We start from the raw sequence: 15,306 nt of genomic DNA on the forward strand, positions 1-15,306 counted from the left end.
GCTTCTGCGTGTCGGTCCCGTGGAGTACGAGCGTGATGTCTGCCCTTCCGTCAAAGATCTATGCCGTGGTCGATCATCCCCGCTGGGTGGAACGGCTTGGCGGAGCGGGTCTACGCTTCATCGAACTCTATCTGCGGGACCTTCCGGAGGAGGAAATCAGGGCCCAGGCTCTGCTGGCCCAGGAACTCGCAGCGCGTTTCAATGTTTCACTGGCTCTGAACCGCTACTGGCAAACGGCTATCGAACTGGGCTATGAATGGCTGCATCTTGGTCCTGAAGATCTGGAAACGGCCGATCTCGATGCGATCCGGACCGCTGGCATCAGATTTGGCATTTCGACCCATAACCATGAGGAACTGAAGACGGCGCTGGCCTGCAGGCCGGATTACGTTTCCTTCGGGCCGGTCTGGGCAACGCAGCTTCGGGGGGTACCACTGACGGGCCGGGGTCTCGAGAAGCTGGCGGAATGGCGCGGGCTGTGCGGAAACGTGCCCCTTGTCGCAATTGGCGGCATCACGGTCGCCCGTCTGGCGGAATGTCTGGAAGCAGGGGCCGACACGGTTGCCATCATGAGCGACTTCATCGGTCATCAGGACCCTGAAGGGCAGGTCCGCCGCTGGCTCGACGCCGTCTCTCAGGAGACCGCACCAACTTGAAACACGCGACGTCGTCCACGGACGATCTCATGAAGGGACAGAAGCAACGATGATGGTGACAGGACTGGCAGCCGTACTCCTAGCGCTTGCGTTCCTGCTCACGCTTGTCAGCATCATTCAGCCTCTCGCAAAACGTCTCGAGATTTCCGAAGCCGTCCTGCTGGCGCTGACGGGGATCGCGATCGGTCTTGTCGCGTCCCTTATCGTCCGCTCTTCCGCGACCGATCTGCTGGACGGGGCTGCCGAGGCCCTGATCTATTTCCCGGTCAACAGTGAAGCCTTCCTGCTGATCTTCCTGCCAGTCCTGGTCTTTCAGGGGGCGATGGCCATTGATGTGCGCCGTCTCGCCCATGAGACGGCCACGGTCCTCCTGCTGGCCGTGGTGGCGGTCGTCGTGTCCACGGCCACGATCGGCTTTGCGCTCTATCCCTTCGCCAAACAGAGCCTCGTCGTCTGCCTGCTTCTGGGCTCGATCGTCGCCACGACCGATCCTTCTGCCGTGGCGGGTATCTTCCGGGAAATCGGTGCGGCCTCCCGCCTGACGCGTCTCGTCGAAGGTGAGGCCCTCCTGAACGACGCCGCGGCCATTTCGATCTTCTCGATCCTTCTGGCGGCCGTCACTTCGCATCATCATATCCATCTGGCGGACGCGCTGATGGACTTCCTGACGGCCTTCATCGGAGCGATCGTGGTCGGCGTCTGTCTTGCCCGTCTCACGCTGCTGCTGATTGCCGGGCTGGGGGGATCCGCGGCTTCCGAAGTTACGCTGACGCTAGCCCTGCCGTATGCCGTCTATATCCTGTGCGATGAAATGCTCGGGTTCTCGGGCGTTGTCGCAACGGCAGCCGCGGGTCTGACGGTTTCGGCTTACGGACCATCCACCTTCCGCCCGCAGGTCTGGCGCTTCCTGAACGAAATGTGGGAACAGCTCGTCTTCTGGGCGGGATCGCTTGTGTTCCTTCTGGCCGCGATGCTGGTACCCCGGCTGCTGATCGGCATGACGAAATGGGATTTCGTGCTGATCCTGATCGCCAGTGTCGCCGGCCTGATCGCACGTTCAGCCGTGATCTTCGGCATGCTGCCGCTTCTGGCCATTACCAAACTGTCTCCGCCCGTTCCCAATCCCTTCAAGGCCACCATGGCCTGGGGTGGGATCCGCGGGGCCATCACGCTTGCCCTCGCTCTGGCCGTGACCGAAAACCAGAGCGTCTCAAGCCCCGTTGCCCATTTCGTGGGTATCATCGCAACAGGCTTCGTCCTCATCACCCTTCTGGTTAATGGGACGACGCTGCGGGCTCTGGTGCTGTTCTTCAAGCTGGATCAGCTTTCCCCCATCGATCAGGCCATCCGCCAGCAGATCGTGGGGATCGGACTGGGCGAAGTTGCGGAACGGACACGGGAACTCTCGGAGGAACTGGGCTTCAGCGAGCAGACACGCGCTGGTGTCATCAGTCGCCTCGAACGTCGTGCGGAGCAGGAGAGGGCAGCCAACAATTTTGAATCTGCCCTGAATGACCGCAACCGCGTCAATATCGCCCTGATTACCATCGCCAATCAGGAACGCTCCCTGCTGCTGGACCTGTTCCGGATCCAGGGGCTGTCCCGGCGTGTGATGGAAACGCTGCTGCGGACGGCCGAAGCCATGGCGGACGGCGCCCGTCTGGAAGGGCGTTATGGCTATGTCCGTGCCCTCAAGCGCCGCCTTCAGCCCTCCTGGCGCTTCCGGATCGCGCAGGAACTGCACAGCCGCCTGCATATCGACGAGCCACTGACGAACTGCATGATGGAGCGTTTCGAGATGCTCATCATCGCGCATCTCGTCTCACTTTCGCTGCAGCGCTTCATTCGCCAGCGCATGGAACCGACACTCGGCCCGCGCATCACGGAAATCGTTTCCGAAGTTCTGGGCCGTCAGCGCAAGCTGCTGGATGATGCGCTGGAAACTCTGCGCCTGCATTATTCCGGCTATTCCGAGGCTCTGGAGAGCCGGATCCTCCGTCAGATTGCCCTGCGTCTGGAGGACGAGGAATATGACGCGCTTGAAGCCGACAACCTGATTTCGGAAGAACTGCACCGCGAACTGCACCGCGAGATCGAACGCCAGCGCGCCCGGCTCGATGCGCCGCTGCGTTTCAACCTCAAGAGCGGCATCGAACAGCGCCTCAGGGCGTTTCCGGCCTTCAACGGTGTGCCTGACAGTGTCCTTCAGAAACTGTCAGGCAAGGTGTCCATGCATTTCGTCTCGCCCGGAGAGATCCTGTTCAAACGCGGGCAGCGGGTGCGTGTTGTCTATGCGCAGGTGGCGGGACTGGCGGAAGTCAATCTGGCCGAACGGGACCTGCTGTTCGGGAGCGGAGATCTGATCGGGGCGGCCTCCGTCATTCGTAACGAGGTCATGCCGGGAACCGTCCGTTCGTTGCAGTTCAGTCATCTGCTGGCCATCCCGCGCCCGGTGTTCGAGAAGCTGCTGAAGGAATATCCCATCGTTCAGCGCCTCATTATCCAGCGCAGCAAGAAAAGGGCGGATGGGCTGCTTACGCCCATCACGGTCCGTACGCTGGACGGCGATGCCGTTTCAACGGCCTCGGCTCCGGAAATGCGTCGTCTGGTTGCGCCTCCTTAAGAAACAGGCGGCGCAGTCTCTTTCACGGGGGCCAGAAGGTCACGGAAGCGCACGGCACAGAAGCCGAGGATCACGGCCGCCAGCAGGGCCGCTCCGGAATGCAGCAGCCAGAACGAGACATCCGAAATACGTCCCAGCAGCGTTGCCAGCTTTCCGATCAGAAGATTGGACAGGAACAGATGCAACGAGAAACACGCCACGAGGATCGTATTCAGGCTCACAGGCGCGGCCCGCGAGAAGAGGGCCATCCCGATCGCGTAGTTCATCGAAAAGCCGATATCATTGATGATGTGAAAGGCCAGCCCCCAGAACAGGCTGACCTCATGTGGTCCCGGACTGAACCATGCTCCGAAAGCCAGCATCAGCGGCGCAAAAGCCGCGATGAAGGTTCCAAGTGCCACCTTGGCAATCTCGGACAGATCCTGCCGGTGGCGCGCATAGACTTTCCAGAACCAGAGCACACCCGCAGCGCACAGGGTACTGATGAAACCATCCAGAGAAATGAGATCGCTCACCGGCATCTCATATCCCAGAAGGTGAAGCTGGAAATGCTCACGGCCCCATAGCAGATAGCCATCAAAGATTTCCGAATTGGGGACAGCACCGACAGCCAGGACGGGAACAAGCGCCAGAAGGAGCGCCGTCGTTTTCTTTTCCTGCGGGGTCAGGGCAGGGCGTATGGGTTTTTCTTTTTCAATCGCTGCGGATAGCGGCCGCGCAGAGAGAGACGGGACGGGGAGCCAGCGACGTCCCAGGAGATAGACGACAAGCCCGATCAGCATGCCCGTGCCAGCGGCCAGAAAGCCCCAGTGCCAGGCGACCTGCGCGAGGCTCGCACACAGGACTGGCGACACGATGACAGCAATCTGGAGGCCCATCATGTAAATCTGGTAGGCATCCGAGCGTCGGCGGTCGTCCAGCGCATACAGGGCTCCCACCTGCGCACGGAGGCCACCCGCCATACCGATACCCACCAGCAGCAACACAAGCGCCAGCACGAAGCTCCAGTCAAACGACAGGAGGAAATGCCCCGCCGTCATCAGAACAGCCCCAAGCAGGATGGTCTTTGTCTGGCCGAGGATGCGGTCCGCCAGAAAACCGCCGAGGAGAGGGGTGGCATAGATCAGGGCCAGAAACAGGCCCGTGATGGCGCCGGCGAGGGCCTGGGGCCCGACAGGCGCATAAAGCGCTGAAACCAGAGACTGAAGCGGTTTCAGACCCAGAACATGTCCCGCATGGTCCGGCTGCAGCAGATAATCCGTCAGATAGAGCGCGAGGATGGCCTGCATCCCATAGAGCGAAAAGCCAACCCAGCCTTCGGTCAGCGTCAAAACCCATAGGCCGATGGGATGCCCCCAGAGTTCGTGCTGTCTGTTTTGCGGGAGAACAGGCCGTTCAACAGCGAGGGATTCAGGAACGATCTCGGTCATGCGGCCTCATTGACGCAGGGGAAGACCATCCTGCGTAAAGGGAGAAACCTGGCGAGGTAAAGGGGCAGGGAAGAGAGATGGCAAAATGCCACAATCGCTTGGTGATGGCATTTTGCCATTGACCCACAGACTCTCTGTCGATCCAGGGCAAAATGCCATAGACCGGGCTTAGTGGCATTTTGCCATAGAGGTTCTGGTTTTTGGAAACTAGAGGGTTCATGTGAATGCCAATAGGTTATGTGGAAAGCTATTCAGCTAAAGAAAGAGCGTTAATGGCATTTTGCCATACGAAAGAAATGGCTGAAAACTGCGGCTATTAGCCGGTTCAGGCAATCCTGACGAACTGAGATCGGATCATGGATCACGAGGCAGGGTTACCCACACACGCATGTCGCATAAGATATATTATGCCAACTTACATATCACGAATGACCGAAGCCTCTGACGTTTTTGTGAGAACACATCCTATTGTGGCGAAGAATGTCTCCATTCACGCTAGGAAAAGCATTGTAGTCCATTCTACCGGTGAGAGCCCGCATTGCGATCACCGGCATATCCGCGGGAGCGGCTGTTTATATGCCATCTATGTCCCTGTACCGACTGAGTCTTCTGGGAAGCACCTTCTGCATTGCCGCACTCTCCGTTCTCCCGACTGTCGCACGGGCTGATGATTATACGGAACTGCTCGACATTCTCCGTGCCAAGGGGAGCCTGAGCCGCTCCGAATACAACGTGCTGCTGTCCCATCATCAGCATCACTCCCGTCCCTCGCTTCAGCGTGACGAGGATGGGTCGTCTCCGGCTCCCTCACGACATCGCAACCGCTACATGCGCTATGGCCCCCAGAACGAAGGCAGCAGCCTCGAAGCCCCCCCGGATGTGACGACCATTGCCGCTGTTTCCGCCGCGCGCCGCGCCGCCATGGAAGCCTCCGCCAGCGCGCAGGACGCGCGCAACTCCCTGATGGAAGCCCGTCGAACCTACAACCCGGACAGCGTCGTGCGCGTGAAGCCCTATGTCGCGGGCAAAGGCGTCACCATTCAGGCGGGCCAGATCGACATCAATATCTCCGGCTTCGTCAACGCCTACTATACCTACAACAGTCCGGGCGGCGGTCGTCCGGTGGCCGGTGGTGTCTCGACCGGCAGCAGCGGTTTTGACTCCTCCTCGGTTCGTAACGGACTGCTGCCGGGTGGCCTGATCCTGAAACTGAACACCGTCCAGAGCGGGATCAAGCTTGGCGCGGTCTTCGGCATGTACCCAGGCATCAACAACAACAATCCCAGTACCTTCAACGCCAATTCCGGCGGCAGTCCGGTCGGCCTTGGAACGGCCGGCCTCGATTTCCGTCAGGTTTACATGACCGCGGGCACCGATGATTTCGGTACGGTCAAGCTCGGCCGTGACATCGCGCTGTTCGCGTCTGACGCCATTCTCAATGATGCAACGCTCCTCAGCGTTGGCAGCACCGGCAGCAATGCCAACCCCGCCAACACGTCTCTCGGCCGCATCGGCGTGGGCTACGTGTATACGGACTGGCTGCCGCAGATCACCTATATCTCGCCGAAATGGAAAGGCTTCCAGGCTTCCGTCGGTATCATGACGCCGCTGGACGAGTTCAACTTCGCCGGCGGGGGCCTGTCCGCGACCACGAGCCAGCACAGTTCACCCATGCTTCAGGGCAAGCTCACCTATGACGGCAAAATCGCCGGCTTCACGACCCGCTTCTGGACCAGCTTCCTCGTCCAGCACCAGCAGAACCTGACCAGTTCCACTCTCGGCAGCAACAGTCGCAAGGGCACGACGGTTGAAGCCGGGGACGTTGGCGTAAAACTCTCCCGGGGCCCCTTCGAAGGCGTGGCCTATTACTATTACGGCAGTGGCCTTGGTACGACCGGCATCTTCTTCGACGGCGTCTCGCCCGACGGGCGCAAGCGTGATTCCGAAGGCTATTACGTTCAGGCCGCTTACAAGATCCTGCCGAAGCTCAAACTTGTTGGCAGTTACGGTGTCAGCAATCTCTATCAGGCGCCCGGTGAGGACAATCCCTCACTGGTCCGTCGTAATCAGTCGGAAGTCGGTGCGGTCTATTACAACGTGACGGACTGGTTCACGATCGTGGGCGAATACGCCCATACGGAATCCGATTCCCACAGTATCGCCCATGAGAGCGACCACACCATGTCCGCCGGTGCGATGATGACGTTCTGAGCCTGAAAGACCGGGCGGCCTCCCTGCCCGGTCCTTCAAAAGGAAGTGTCCATGAAAATGTCTGTCGTCTCTGTCCTGTGCATCCTGTTTGCGCTTCATGGGCAGGCTGGGGCGGCACCTTCCGCCAGAGTGCAGAAGATCATAGCGTCGACGCTCGGAGTATCCCGTTATCAGGGAGCAGATGTGGCGCTGGACGCGACCGGTGCGACACGGCAATATCTTGTCTATGCCCGGGACAGCGAGTGGTGTGGAGCAGCCGGGGGCTGCACGCTCTTCATTCTCACGAACGCTGGCGAGGGCCGGCGCGTCGTGTCGCGCATGACGCTGGTTCACCTGCCCGTTCGCGTCCTGCCTTATCTCTCACATGGCTGGCACGATCTCGAAGTTTCCTATTCCGGACAACTGTCGGATGGGCGCCCTGCCCTTGTCACCAGTCGCATGCGGTTTGACGGCGCGCGGTATCCGCTCAATCCATCAGTCCCTCCCGCCGAACCGGTCATGTTCCCGTCAGGAGATCGTGTTCTCGCACCCGACAATCCGATACAGAGCAGCGTCATGCATTAACCCGGAAGATCGAGAACCATCCCGTCATAAGCAGGTTCAACACCGTTCGGCAATGTCCTTCGCAGGGACTGGTAATCCATATCCGGGCCCATATGAGTCAGGATCACATGACGCACGCCGAGCCGTTCCCGCCATTCCAGCACCCGTTCAAGCCAGGCATGGGCCGGATGCGGATCGTACTGGAAACAGTCCACGATCCATGTCTGTACGCCTTCAAGGTGCGACAGCGCCTCGTCTGAAAGTGTCTCGACATCCGTGCTGTAGGCGAAGGTTCCGCAACGGACGCCGAGAGACGTGATCCGTCCGTGTCGCTGTTCGAAAATCCGTGCGGTCAGACCCGGAAAGGTGACTGTTTCTCCAGCCTGAACGATCCGTTCGTCAAAAACCGGCCGGTAAAACTCCGGGCCATTCCAGGGGGCGAACGCATAGGCATAACGCAGTCGCAGCTCCTCCAGAACCTCCGGAGTAGCCAGCAGTGGCAGGGGCGTACCGATCACGCGGTTGATGGCCCGCAATTCGTCCAGACCGCCGATATGGTCGCTATGCGGATGCGTGTAGAGGACTGCATGGACATGGCTCAGGCCACAGCCCAGCATCTGGTCCCGAAAGTCCGGCCCTGAATCCACCAGAAGCCGGAAACCGCCCTCACCTTCTATGATGACTGATGCGCGCGTGCGCCGGTTGCGTGGCTCGGCCGGGTCACACGCGCCCCAGATCCCGGTATGTGGCCCCTCCTCGCCCCCGATCATGGGGACGCCGGCAGAGCCGCCACATCCAAGGACCGTTACCTTCACGCAGCGATCCTCGTGAACAGACGACGGGCGTTTTCAGTGGTGATCCGCGTGATCTCATCGAGCGACACGCCCCGCTCTTCAGCCAGCCGAGCAGCCGTGTGCGCGACGTAACCCGGCGTGTTGGGCTTGCCACGCTTCGGGACTGGCGCGAGGTACGGACTGTCTGTCTCGACCAGAATGCGATCTTCCGGCACCATCCGCGCGACTTCACGGATTTCCTCGCATTTCGGGAAAGTTAGCAGGCCGGAGAAGCTGATATAGCCCCCCAGTTCCAGAGCGGCTTCTGCCAGTTTCAGACCGGACGCAAAGCAGTGGATCAGGAACGGAAACGCTCCCCTGGCATGTTCCTTACGCAGGATGGCGATCATGTCATCATCGGCGTTGCGGGTATGGATGACCACCGGCAGCCCCGTCTGGCGCGCGGCCGCGATATGGGTGCGGAATGCGGCGTGTTGGGCGGGCTTGGCTTCATCTCCGCTATGGAAATAATCCAGCCCCGTCTCCCCGATTGCCACGACGGAAGGCGCCTCGGTCTTGGCAACAAGCTCCTCGACCGACGGCAGACGCTCCTCGCCCGCATAATCCGGGTGAATGCCGATTGCGCACCAGATCCGCAGATCCGGCATGTCATGCTGCGTCAGGGCAATTTGCGTATCCGCCTTGGAAAACCGCGTCCCGATCGTAATCATGCCAGACAGGCCGGACTCCCGCGCCAGCTCGAAAGCGGGCGCGAGATCGTCCAGCTTGTCCAGATGACAGTGGGTGTCGATCAGTCCTGTCATGCCTCTTCCTCGACAAAACGCGGGAACAGACCTTCCGGCTTGGGAAGAGTCCGGCCAGCGGGGATCAGCGTCTCAAGGGCTGCGAACGTCCGTTCGTCGTCCCGCACGCCGAGCTGTGTCAGCATCCGGTCCATCGTGTTCGGCATAAAGGGCTGAAGCATGGTTGCGATCCCACGGATCATGTCCACGAGAACCCGCAACACGTCCGCCATACGCTCCGGATCGGTCTTTTTCAGGGCCCAGGGAGCCTGACGGTCGATATAGGAATTGGCGGCGCGGATGACCTTCCAGACTTCTTCCAGCGCATCCGTGATCGCCTTGCGCTCGATCTGTTCGGACATGATCGTCGGCAGCAGCGTCACCATTGCAAGCATGGCCTGATCGTCTTCGGTCAGCGTGCCACGCTCGGGCAGAATGCCATTCAGATTGCGGGCAACCTGGCTCAGCGTGCGCTGGCACAGATTTCCGAGATCGTTCGCCAGTTCGACATTCGTACGCGTGATCATGGAGCGGCGGCTGAAATTGGAATCGCCGCCGAACGGCACTTCCCGCATCAGGAAGAAGCGCAGCGCATCCAGTCCGAATTCGTCAGCGAGTGCTTTCGGGTCGAGGACGTTGCCGAGAGACTTGCTCATCTTCTCGCCCTCGACCGTCCACCAGCCATGGGCAAAGACGCTCTTCGGAAGGTCGATACCAGCCGCCATCAGGAAGGCCGGCCAGTACACGCAGTGGAAGCGTGCGATTTCCTTGCCCACGATATGGACATCCGCCGGCCAGAACTTTGCCCGCGGGTCATCGAGGTCGGGATAGCCCACGGCCGTCAGATAGTTCGCCAGCGCGTCGAACCAGACATACATGACATGGTCCGGATCGTTCGGAACCGGAACGCCCCATTTGAAGCTCGTGCGGCTGACGGACAGGTCGCGCAGGCCCTGACGCACGAAGCTTTCGATTTCACGACGCGGGCCGACAGGGCCGATGAAGTCGGGATTGTCTTCGTACAGCTTCAGAAGCCGGTCCTGAAAATCGGACAGGCGGAAGAAGTAGGATGGTTCCTTGACGCGCTCCACCGGTGCACCGGACGGCGCCACGAGCGTTCCGTCAGGCTTCTTGACCAGTTCGTCCTCGCCGATGAAGGCTTCATCGCGTGTGGAGTACCAGCCTTCATAGGCGCCCAGATAGATATGCCCGTTCGCCGCGACCTTCTCCCACAGCGCCTTGGCCGCGCCCTTGTGGCGCTCTTCGGTGGTGCGGATGAACTCGTCGGTCGAGATCGCCATGTCCTTCTGCATCTGGCGGAAGGAGGCCGAAACCTCGTCGGCATAGGCCTGCGGATCCATACCCTTGGCGACGGCCGTCTGCTCGACCTTCTGGCCATGCTCGTCGGTGCCGCTGACGAACAGAACCTCTTCGCCGTTCAGGCGATGGAAGCGGGCCAGAACGTCGGCCGCGATGGAGGTATAGGCATGCCCGATATGCGGAGCGCCGTTCACATAGAAGATCGGGGTCGTGATGGTGAAGCGCCGCGTCATGTCCACTCGTTTCATAACGCCCGGACCATCTCAGCTGCCGGAAGCGAGTTCCGCTGCCTGACGGATGGCCTGGGCCTTGTCCAGGTTTAAGCCTTCGGTCTGACGCCTCAGCGTGTCCAGTTCGGAACACTGACGCGCCGCCAGATCGGCCTTTGCAAGATCCCCGCGCCGCGCTGCCGAGCGCGCACGGTCTGCCAGTCCCTCGCCTAGCAAATCGCAGAGCAATGCGAAACCTTCAGCCTCTCTCGCAATACGCTCGCTCAGGGCCATGGTTTCCGAAGCACGCACCTGTCCAGCGAGGATTTCCGCCACAAATGACGCAATCGCGCCATCCCGGTCGTGGGACAGAAAGAGTGCCCGGCCCGGCGATCCGTGGGCCCGCGCCAGCACATCCGCAGAGATGCCAGGCAGCGCGGCGCGCATATCCGCATCGGACAGCGCGGACAGCGTCAGCATCCGGCACCGGCTGCGGATCGTGGGCAGGAGCGCGCCGGGAGAAGACGTCGTCAGCAGCAGGACACAGCGCGGCGGAGGTTCTTCGAGGATCTTGAGCAATGCGTTGGCCGCGAAGCGGTTCAGATATTCCGCCCCGTCCACGATTACCATGCGCCAGCCCCCTTCGGTCGCCGTATGGTGCAGGAACGTCTGGACCGGGCGGACATCCGCCGCCGTGATCTCCCCGCGCAGACGGCCTTTTTTCTCGTCCACGGCCCGCGAGATTTCCAGCAGGTCCCCGTGCGTTCCGGCTGCAATGCGACGCGCCTGCGACGAGTCCGGATTTTCCGCATTCAGAAGCAGTCTGGCCAGACGGAAGGCCAGCGTTGCCTTGCCGATCCCCGCCGGGCCGCAGATCAGCCAGGCATGATGCAGCTTGCCACTGGCCAGCGCCTGCCGGAACGTCGCTTCCGCCTCACCGTGACCGTACAGGTTCAGAGTATGCCGCGGATCGCTCACACGCCCTGAACCGACAGGCTTTCATGCACGGCCTGCAGAAGTGCCGCACTAACGGCCTCCGGCGTCTGGCCCGCATCCACACGTTTCACCCGCGCCGGATCAGCCGACGCAATCGCCTCGAACCCGGCCAGAACGCGTTCATGAAACGCTTCCGCCTGACCTTCATAACGGTCCGTCTGGCCGCCACGCGCTTTCAGACGCGCGAGCGCCTGCGTCCGGGGGAGTTCCAGCATCAGCGTCAGATCCGGCTCGAAATCCACGAGTTTGCGGGCGCCCTTCAGGAACGCCAGAACCTCCGGCGCCCCCTGCCCGACGCCATAGCCCTGATAGGCCAGTGTCGAATCATGGAATCGGTCACACACCACGATTGCCCCGCGCTCAAGCGCCGGCAGAATGGCGTTGTCGAGATGGTCCGACCGGGCGGCCATGTGCATCAGGATTTCGGCCCGCCAGGAGAGATCGACTTTCCCGAACAGCAGCAGGTTACGGATTTCCTCCGCGCCCGGCGTGCCACCGGGCTCCCGCGTCAAAAGGACGTCGTGTCCTTCCGCGCGCAGGGCTTCAGCCAGAAGGCGGGCCTGGGTGGATTTTCCAGCACCCTCTCCGCCTTCCAACGTAATGAACAGTCCTTTTCCAGCCATGCCCTTACTGCGCGGGGCCGTGGCCCAGACGCGTCATGGCGCGGGCGACCAGTCCAAGTTTCGCAACCGATTCGCCTGCCTCAAGCGGCACGCGGATATCGGCCATGTTGGGCGCAGAAATCACCAGCGCGCCGCAGACCTGCCCTTTCGTCACCGGCGCGATCACCGGAGAGGCATAGTCCACTCCGATATGGGAACGCTGCTGCCAGCCGACGGGTAGCGTCATGACGATATCGGCCCCTGCGACCAGCGGGACCTGACGGTGTTCGCCCATCCAGACGGGTGCAGAATCCACGACCTGACCGCGACGGAACAGCGTGGCGTTCTCGAAATTCGCAAATGCCCAGGACATCAGACGCTCGCCTTCATGGGCACGCTCGTTGCTCGACGACGTGCCGTTGATAACGACAATGACGCGGTTGCCGTTGCGCTTGGAACTGGCACAGAGGCCGAAGCCGCCCGCATCCGTATGACCGGTCTTCAGACCGTCAGCGAGGCCCTTGTCCACCAGCACGTTCCGGTTGCCCTGACGGATCCGGTTATAGGTGAACTCAAGCTCACCGAAATAATGATAATACTGTGGGAAATCGCGGATCAGATGCGAAGCGATCGTCGCGACATCGCGCGCCGTCATGTAGTGCCCGTCTGCCGGCAGACCCGTCACGTTGACGAAATGCGAGTTCATCATGCCGAGTTTCGGCGCTTCCTCGTTCATCATTGCAACGAAGCGCTCTTCGGAACCCGCAATACCTTCCGCGAGGACGATGCAGGCGTCATTGCCGGACTGGATCAGCATGCCCTGAATGAGGTCGGACACCAGAACGCTCTGGCCCAGCGGCACGAACATCTTGGAACCCTGCGTACGCCAGGCCTTTTCGCTCACCGGCAGGCTCTGCTCCAGACGGATGCGACCCGTTGCCAGCATGCCGAACACGATATAGGCGGTCATCATCTTCGTCAGCGAAGACGGGGCCATGCGCTCGTCGGAAGCCTTGTCGAGCAGGACAGCACCCGTGTCGTAATCGACGACATAGGCCCAGCGCGCGACCGTATCGAATGGCCCGATCGGCGTGTTCGCAGGTGTGCCTACAGGAGCATCAGCCGCAGTGGCAGCAGCAGCCTTTGCTGCATGGGCTGCGTGACGGTGCGGGCGCGCAAACGCCTTCAGGGGTCCCGCAAAAGAAGCACAGGCCGCAATGCCTGCCACCCCACCGAAAAGAGAGCGTCTAGTCCGCACGTTCGTCCCCAGTTCCACGGCCTTCATACAACCGGCCGTCATTCCACAATGATCCGCGCGCCCTCTACCCCGCACAGGCGGGTGTGGTCCAGTGCCGCATCAGCCTGTGCGATGTCGGCATAGGGTCCACCAAGAACGCGCCACTCAAGCCCTACGGTCTCCCGGGCATGCAGGACGGTGCCGCCACAGCGCGCCGCAACACCTGCCGCGGTTGCCCGGCCAGAAAATATTCCCATCAGGATATACAGCCCCGAAGGCCCCGGACTGCCCTGCATCCACGTCGCAGGCAATGGCCCGATGGCGACAGAGGTCGTCGCAGCGGACGAGTCGTTGCCATAGACCTGCGAGGAACCATCACTCAGCGATGTCGCCCGGACTTCACCGACCGGCGCTGCCGAGATGTTCTGTGCTGGCGCCTTGACCAGCCCTTCCGCGAGCGAGCGGCTGGCCGCTTCGTCTTCGGTAACCTCGATGGGCGTGTCCGCCGTCATGCCCAGCAGGTCTGCCGCCTTCGGAGACAGGGCGATGATGCGCCCCGGATCAGCCGGTCCGCGATCCGTCAGGCGGATGCGCACGATGCGGCCGTTCACGAGATTGCGGACACTGACGATTGCCGGAAGCTGAAGCGTCTGGTGCGCGCCTGTCATCCCGTCCGCAGACCAGGCTTCGCCATCCGCTGTCAGACCGGAGGCAGGTGCCTGCTGGCGTGTTGCCAGTCCTGTTGCGTGATAGTCGAACTGCTCGTTCGGATAGAACCATCCATGCGTTCCATGCCACGCATCCCCAAGTTCGTAATGCGGATGGACGACAGGCGCGGGTTCATCGCGATGGCAGGCTGCCAGAAGCGGCAGGAGAGCCAGAGCGGCCCCGTACTTACGCAGAGACAATTCCGCTCCCCAGAAGCCCGACACCGAGCGCATAGTAGTCCGACGGGTTGTAGCGGCGGATCACGTTGAAGTTGTGGTAGACCATGAAGGCCTGTGTTCCCGGCCCATCCGGCTGTACGACAGCGCCCTTCACGTCCGGGCGCGAGAACGCCGTCCCGTCGGCCCGGCGCACGCCCAGCGCCATCCACTCACCCAGCGTCCGCTGATGGGTCCGGCCGATTTCCGCCTTGTCGAGCGCCCTGGCCAGCGTGATTTCCTGCCCCCACGGTTCATTGGGCTGCCAGCCACATCTGCCGAGATAATTGGCGATGGAGGCGAACACATCGGCCTCGGAGGTCCAGATATTGCGCTTGCCATCTCCGTCCCCATCCGCCGCATAAGGCAGATAGGCGCTAGGCATGAACTGCGCCTGCCCCATGGCACCGGCGTAGCTGCCAATCATGGCGGCAGGTGCGATATCGCCGTCATTGAGGATCTGAAGGGCCTTCATGAGTTCGTTGCGGAAAAAGGCAGATCGACGTCCGTCAAAGGCCAGCGTCGCCAGCGCGTCGATGACGGAATAGGTCCCGTCATGCGCACCAAATCCCGACTCGAGCCCCCAGATCCCCATGACGGCACGATCGTCACATCCGAAGCGCGCGCTCACGGGAGACATCACCGCCTGCTGGGCCGCATAGACGGTCCGCCCTTTCGCAAACCGCGACTCCGGCAGGACACGATCACGATACTGCGCCCAGGTCAGGGTGAACTCCGGCTGATGACGGTCCAGCTTGAGGACGGAGGCGTTAGGCTGCGTTGTCAGGCTGAGCGCCTGCGAGACGATCGAGGGGGAAAGGCCCTGCGCCAGGGCCTGCGCCCGGACACTGGCGAGAAAACCGCTGTAACTCTGCACAGAGGCCTGCGCGCGGGCGGACGAGGACCCGACTGCCGCCGAGCCGGCAACGGAGGTCAGGGCGGCAAGCAGATGGCGTCTTTGAAGCACGGTCAGGATCAGT

13 protein-coding genes are annotated in these 15,306 nt (G+C 61.5%); 4 read left to right on the top strand and 9 right to left on the bottom strand.

Features of this window, described 5'->3' with window-relative positions; all coding sequences use genetic code 11:
• Positions 1-35: 35 nt before the first annotated feature.
• Positions 36-656 carry a thiamine phosphate synthase gene (locus ABF859_RS00840; RefSeq protein WP_415525649.1) on the top strand — a complete coding sequence of 207 codons (621 nt, stop codon included), beginning with the start codon at positions 36-38 and terminating at the stop codon, positions 654-656.
• Between the two features lie 49 nt (positions 657-705).
• Positions 706-3,279, top strand: coding sequence for a cation:proton antiporter (locus tag ABF859_RS00845; RefSeq protein WP_415525233.1), 2,574 nt, complete (start codon positions 706-708; stop codon positions 3,277-3,279).
• On the opposite strand, the gene ABF859_RS00850 is transcribed toward ABF859_RS00845, so the two are convergent.
• Entirely contained in the window at positions 3,276-4,709 is a 1,434-nt protein-coding gene (locus ABF859_RS00850) for a peptide MFS transporter (RefSeq protein ID WP_415525235.1), read from the bottom strand. The genes ABF859_RS00845 and ABF859_RS00850 overlap by 4 nt on opposite strands.
• Positions 4,710-5,294: 585 nt before the next feature.
• Between ABF859_RS00850 and ABF859_RS00855 the strand changes: the two genes are divergently transcribed.
• Positions 5,295-6,920, top strand: a complete 1,626-nt coding sequence (locus tag ABF859_RS00855; RefSeq protein ID WP_415525651.1) for a porin — start codon at positions 5,295-5,297, stop codon at positions 6,918-6,920.
• A 51-nt stretch (positions 6,921-6,971) separates the two neighbouring features.
• On the top strand, positions 6,972-7,484 hold the full coding sequence (locus ABF859_RS00860; protein ID WP_415525237.1) for a hypothetical protein: 513 nt from the start codon (positions 6,972-6,974) through the stop codon (positions 7,482-7,484).
• Here the strand turns inward: ABF859_RS00860 and ABF859_RS00865 are convergent.
• Genes ABF859_RS00865 through ABF859_RS00900 form a run of 8 tightly spaced genes read right to left on the bottom strand, consistent with a single transcriptional unit; the run spans position 7,481 to position 15,293 of the window.
• Positions 7,481-8,278 carry an MBL fold metallo-hydrolase gene (locus ABF859_RS00865; RefSeq protein ID WP_415525239.1) on the bottom strand — a complete coding sequence of 266 codons (798 nt, stop codon included), beginning with the start codon at positions 8,276-8,278 and terminating at the stop codon, positions 7,481-7,483. The two genes, ABF859_RS00860 and ABF859_RS00865, sit on opposite strands and share 4 nt — an antisense overlap.
• On the bottom strand, positions 8,275-9,060 hold the full coding sequence (locus ABF859_RS00870; RefSeq protein WP_415525241.1) for a TatD family hydrolase: 786 nt from the start codon (positions 9,058-9,060) through the stop codon (positions 8,275-8,277). The genes ABF859_RS00865 and ABF859_RS00870 overlap by 4 nt, the downstream gene beginning before the upstream one ends.
• Positions 9,057-10,592 (bottom strand): methionine--tRNA ligase, encoded by a 1,536-nt coding sequence (metG, locus tag ABF859_RS00875; RefSeq protein WP_415525243.1) that lies wholly within the window; start codon positions 10,590-10,592, stop codon positions 9,057-9,059. The genes ABF859_RS00870 and metG overlap by 4 nt, the downstream gene beginning before the upstream one ends.
• A 30-nt stretch (positions 10,593-10,622) precedes the next feature.
• Complete coding sequence (locus tag ABF859_RS00880) at positions 10,623-11,546, bottom strand: DNA polymerase III subunit delta' (protein WP_415525245.1); 924 nt, start codon at positions 11,544-11,546, stop codon at positions 10,623-10,625.
• Positions 11,543-12,187: a dTMP kinase gene (tmk, locus tag ABF859_RS00885; protein WP_415525247.1), complete on the bottom strand. Its 645-nt coding sequence runs from the start codon at positions 12,185-12,187 to the stop codon at positions 11,543-11,545. Before tmk ends, ABF859_RS00880 begins: the two co-directional genes overlap by 4 nt.
• Before the next feature lie 4 nt (positions 12,188-12,191).
• Positions 12,192-13,466: a D-alanyl-D-alanine carboxypeptidase family protein gene (locus ABF859_RS00890; RefSeq protein ID WP_415525249.1), complete on the bottom strand. Its 1,275-nt coding sequence runs from the start codon at positions 13,464-13,466 to the stop codon at positions 12,192-12,194.
• On the bottom strand, positions 13,463-14,311 hold the full coding sequence (locus ABF859_RS00895; protein ID WP_415525251.1) for a septal ring lytic transglycosylase RlpA family protein: 849 nt from the start codon (positions 14,309-14,311) through the stop codon (positions 13,463-13,465). The genes ABF859_RS00890 and ABF859_RS00895 overlap by 4 nt, the downstream gene beginning before the upstream one ends.
• Entirely contained in the window at positions 14,298-15,293 is a 996-nt protein-coding gene (locus ABF859_RS00900; RefSeq protein WP_415525653.1) for a lytic murein transglycosylase, read from the bottom strand. Before ABF859_RS00900 ends, ABF859_RS00895 begins: the two co-directional genes overlap by 14 nt.
• Positions 15,294-15,306 lie beyond the last annotated feature (13 nt).

The organism is Gluconobacter sp. (genome assembly GCF_047722525.1).
Lineage (GTDB): Bacteria > Pseudomonadota > Alphaproteobacteria > Acetobacterales > Acetobacteraceae > Gluconobacter.

Coding starts and splice junctions, on each gene's coding strand:
- ABF859_RS00850 (WP_415525235.1), bottom strand. CDS start 4,709: ATGACCGAGATCGTTCCTGAATCCCTCGCTGTTGAACGGCCTGTTCTC.
- tmk (WP_415525247.1), bottom strand. CDS start 12,187: ATGGCTGGAAAAGGACTGTTCATTACGTTGGAAGGCGGAGAGGGTGCT.
- ABF859_RS00890 (WP_415525249.1), bottom strand. CDS start 13,466: ATGACGGCCGGTTGTATGAAGGCCGTGGAACTGGGGACGAACGTGCGG.
- ABF859_RS00845 (WP_415525233.1), top strand. CDS start 706: ATGATGGTGACAGGACTGGCAGCCGTACTCCTAGCGCTTGCGTTCCTG.
- metG (WP_415525243.1), bottom strand. CDS start 10,592: ATGACGCGGCGCTTCACCATCACGACCCCGATCTTCTATGTGAACGGC.
- ABF859_RS00870 (WP_415525241.1), bottom strand. CDS start 9,060: ATGACAGGACTGATCGACACCCACTGTCATCTGGACAAGCTGGACGAT.
- ABF859_RS00855 (WP_415525651.1), top strand. CDS start 5,295: ATGTCCCTGTACCGACTGAGTCTTCTGGGAAGCACCTTCTGCATTGCC.
- ABF859_RS00860 (WP_415525237.1), top strand. CDS start 6,972: ATGAAAATGTCTGTCGTCTCTGTCCTGTGCATCCTGTTTGCGCTTCAT.
- ABF859_RS00840 (WP_415525649.1), top strand. CDS start 36: ATGTCTGCCCTTCCGTCAAAGATCTATGCCGTGGTCGATCATCCCCGC.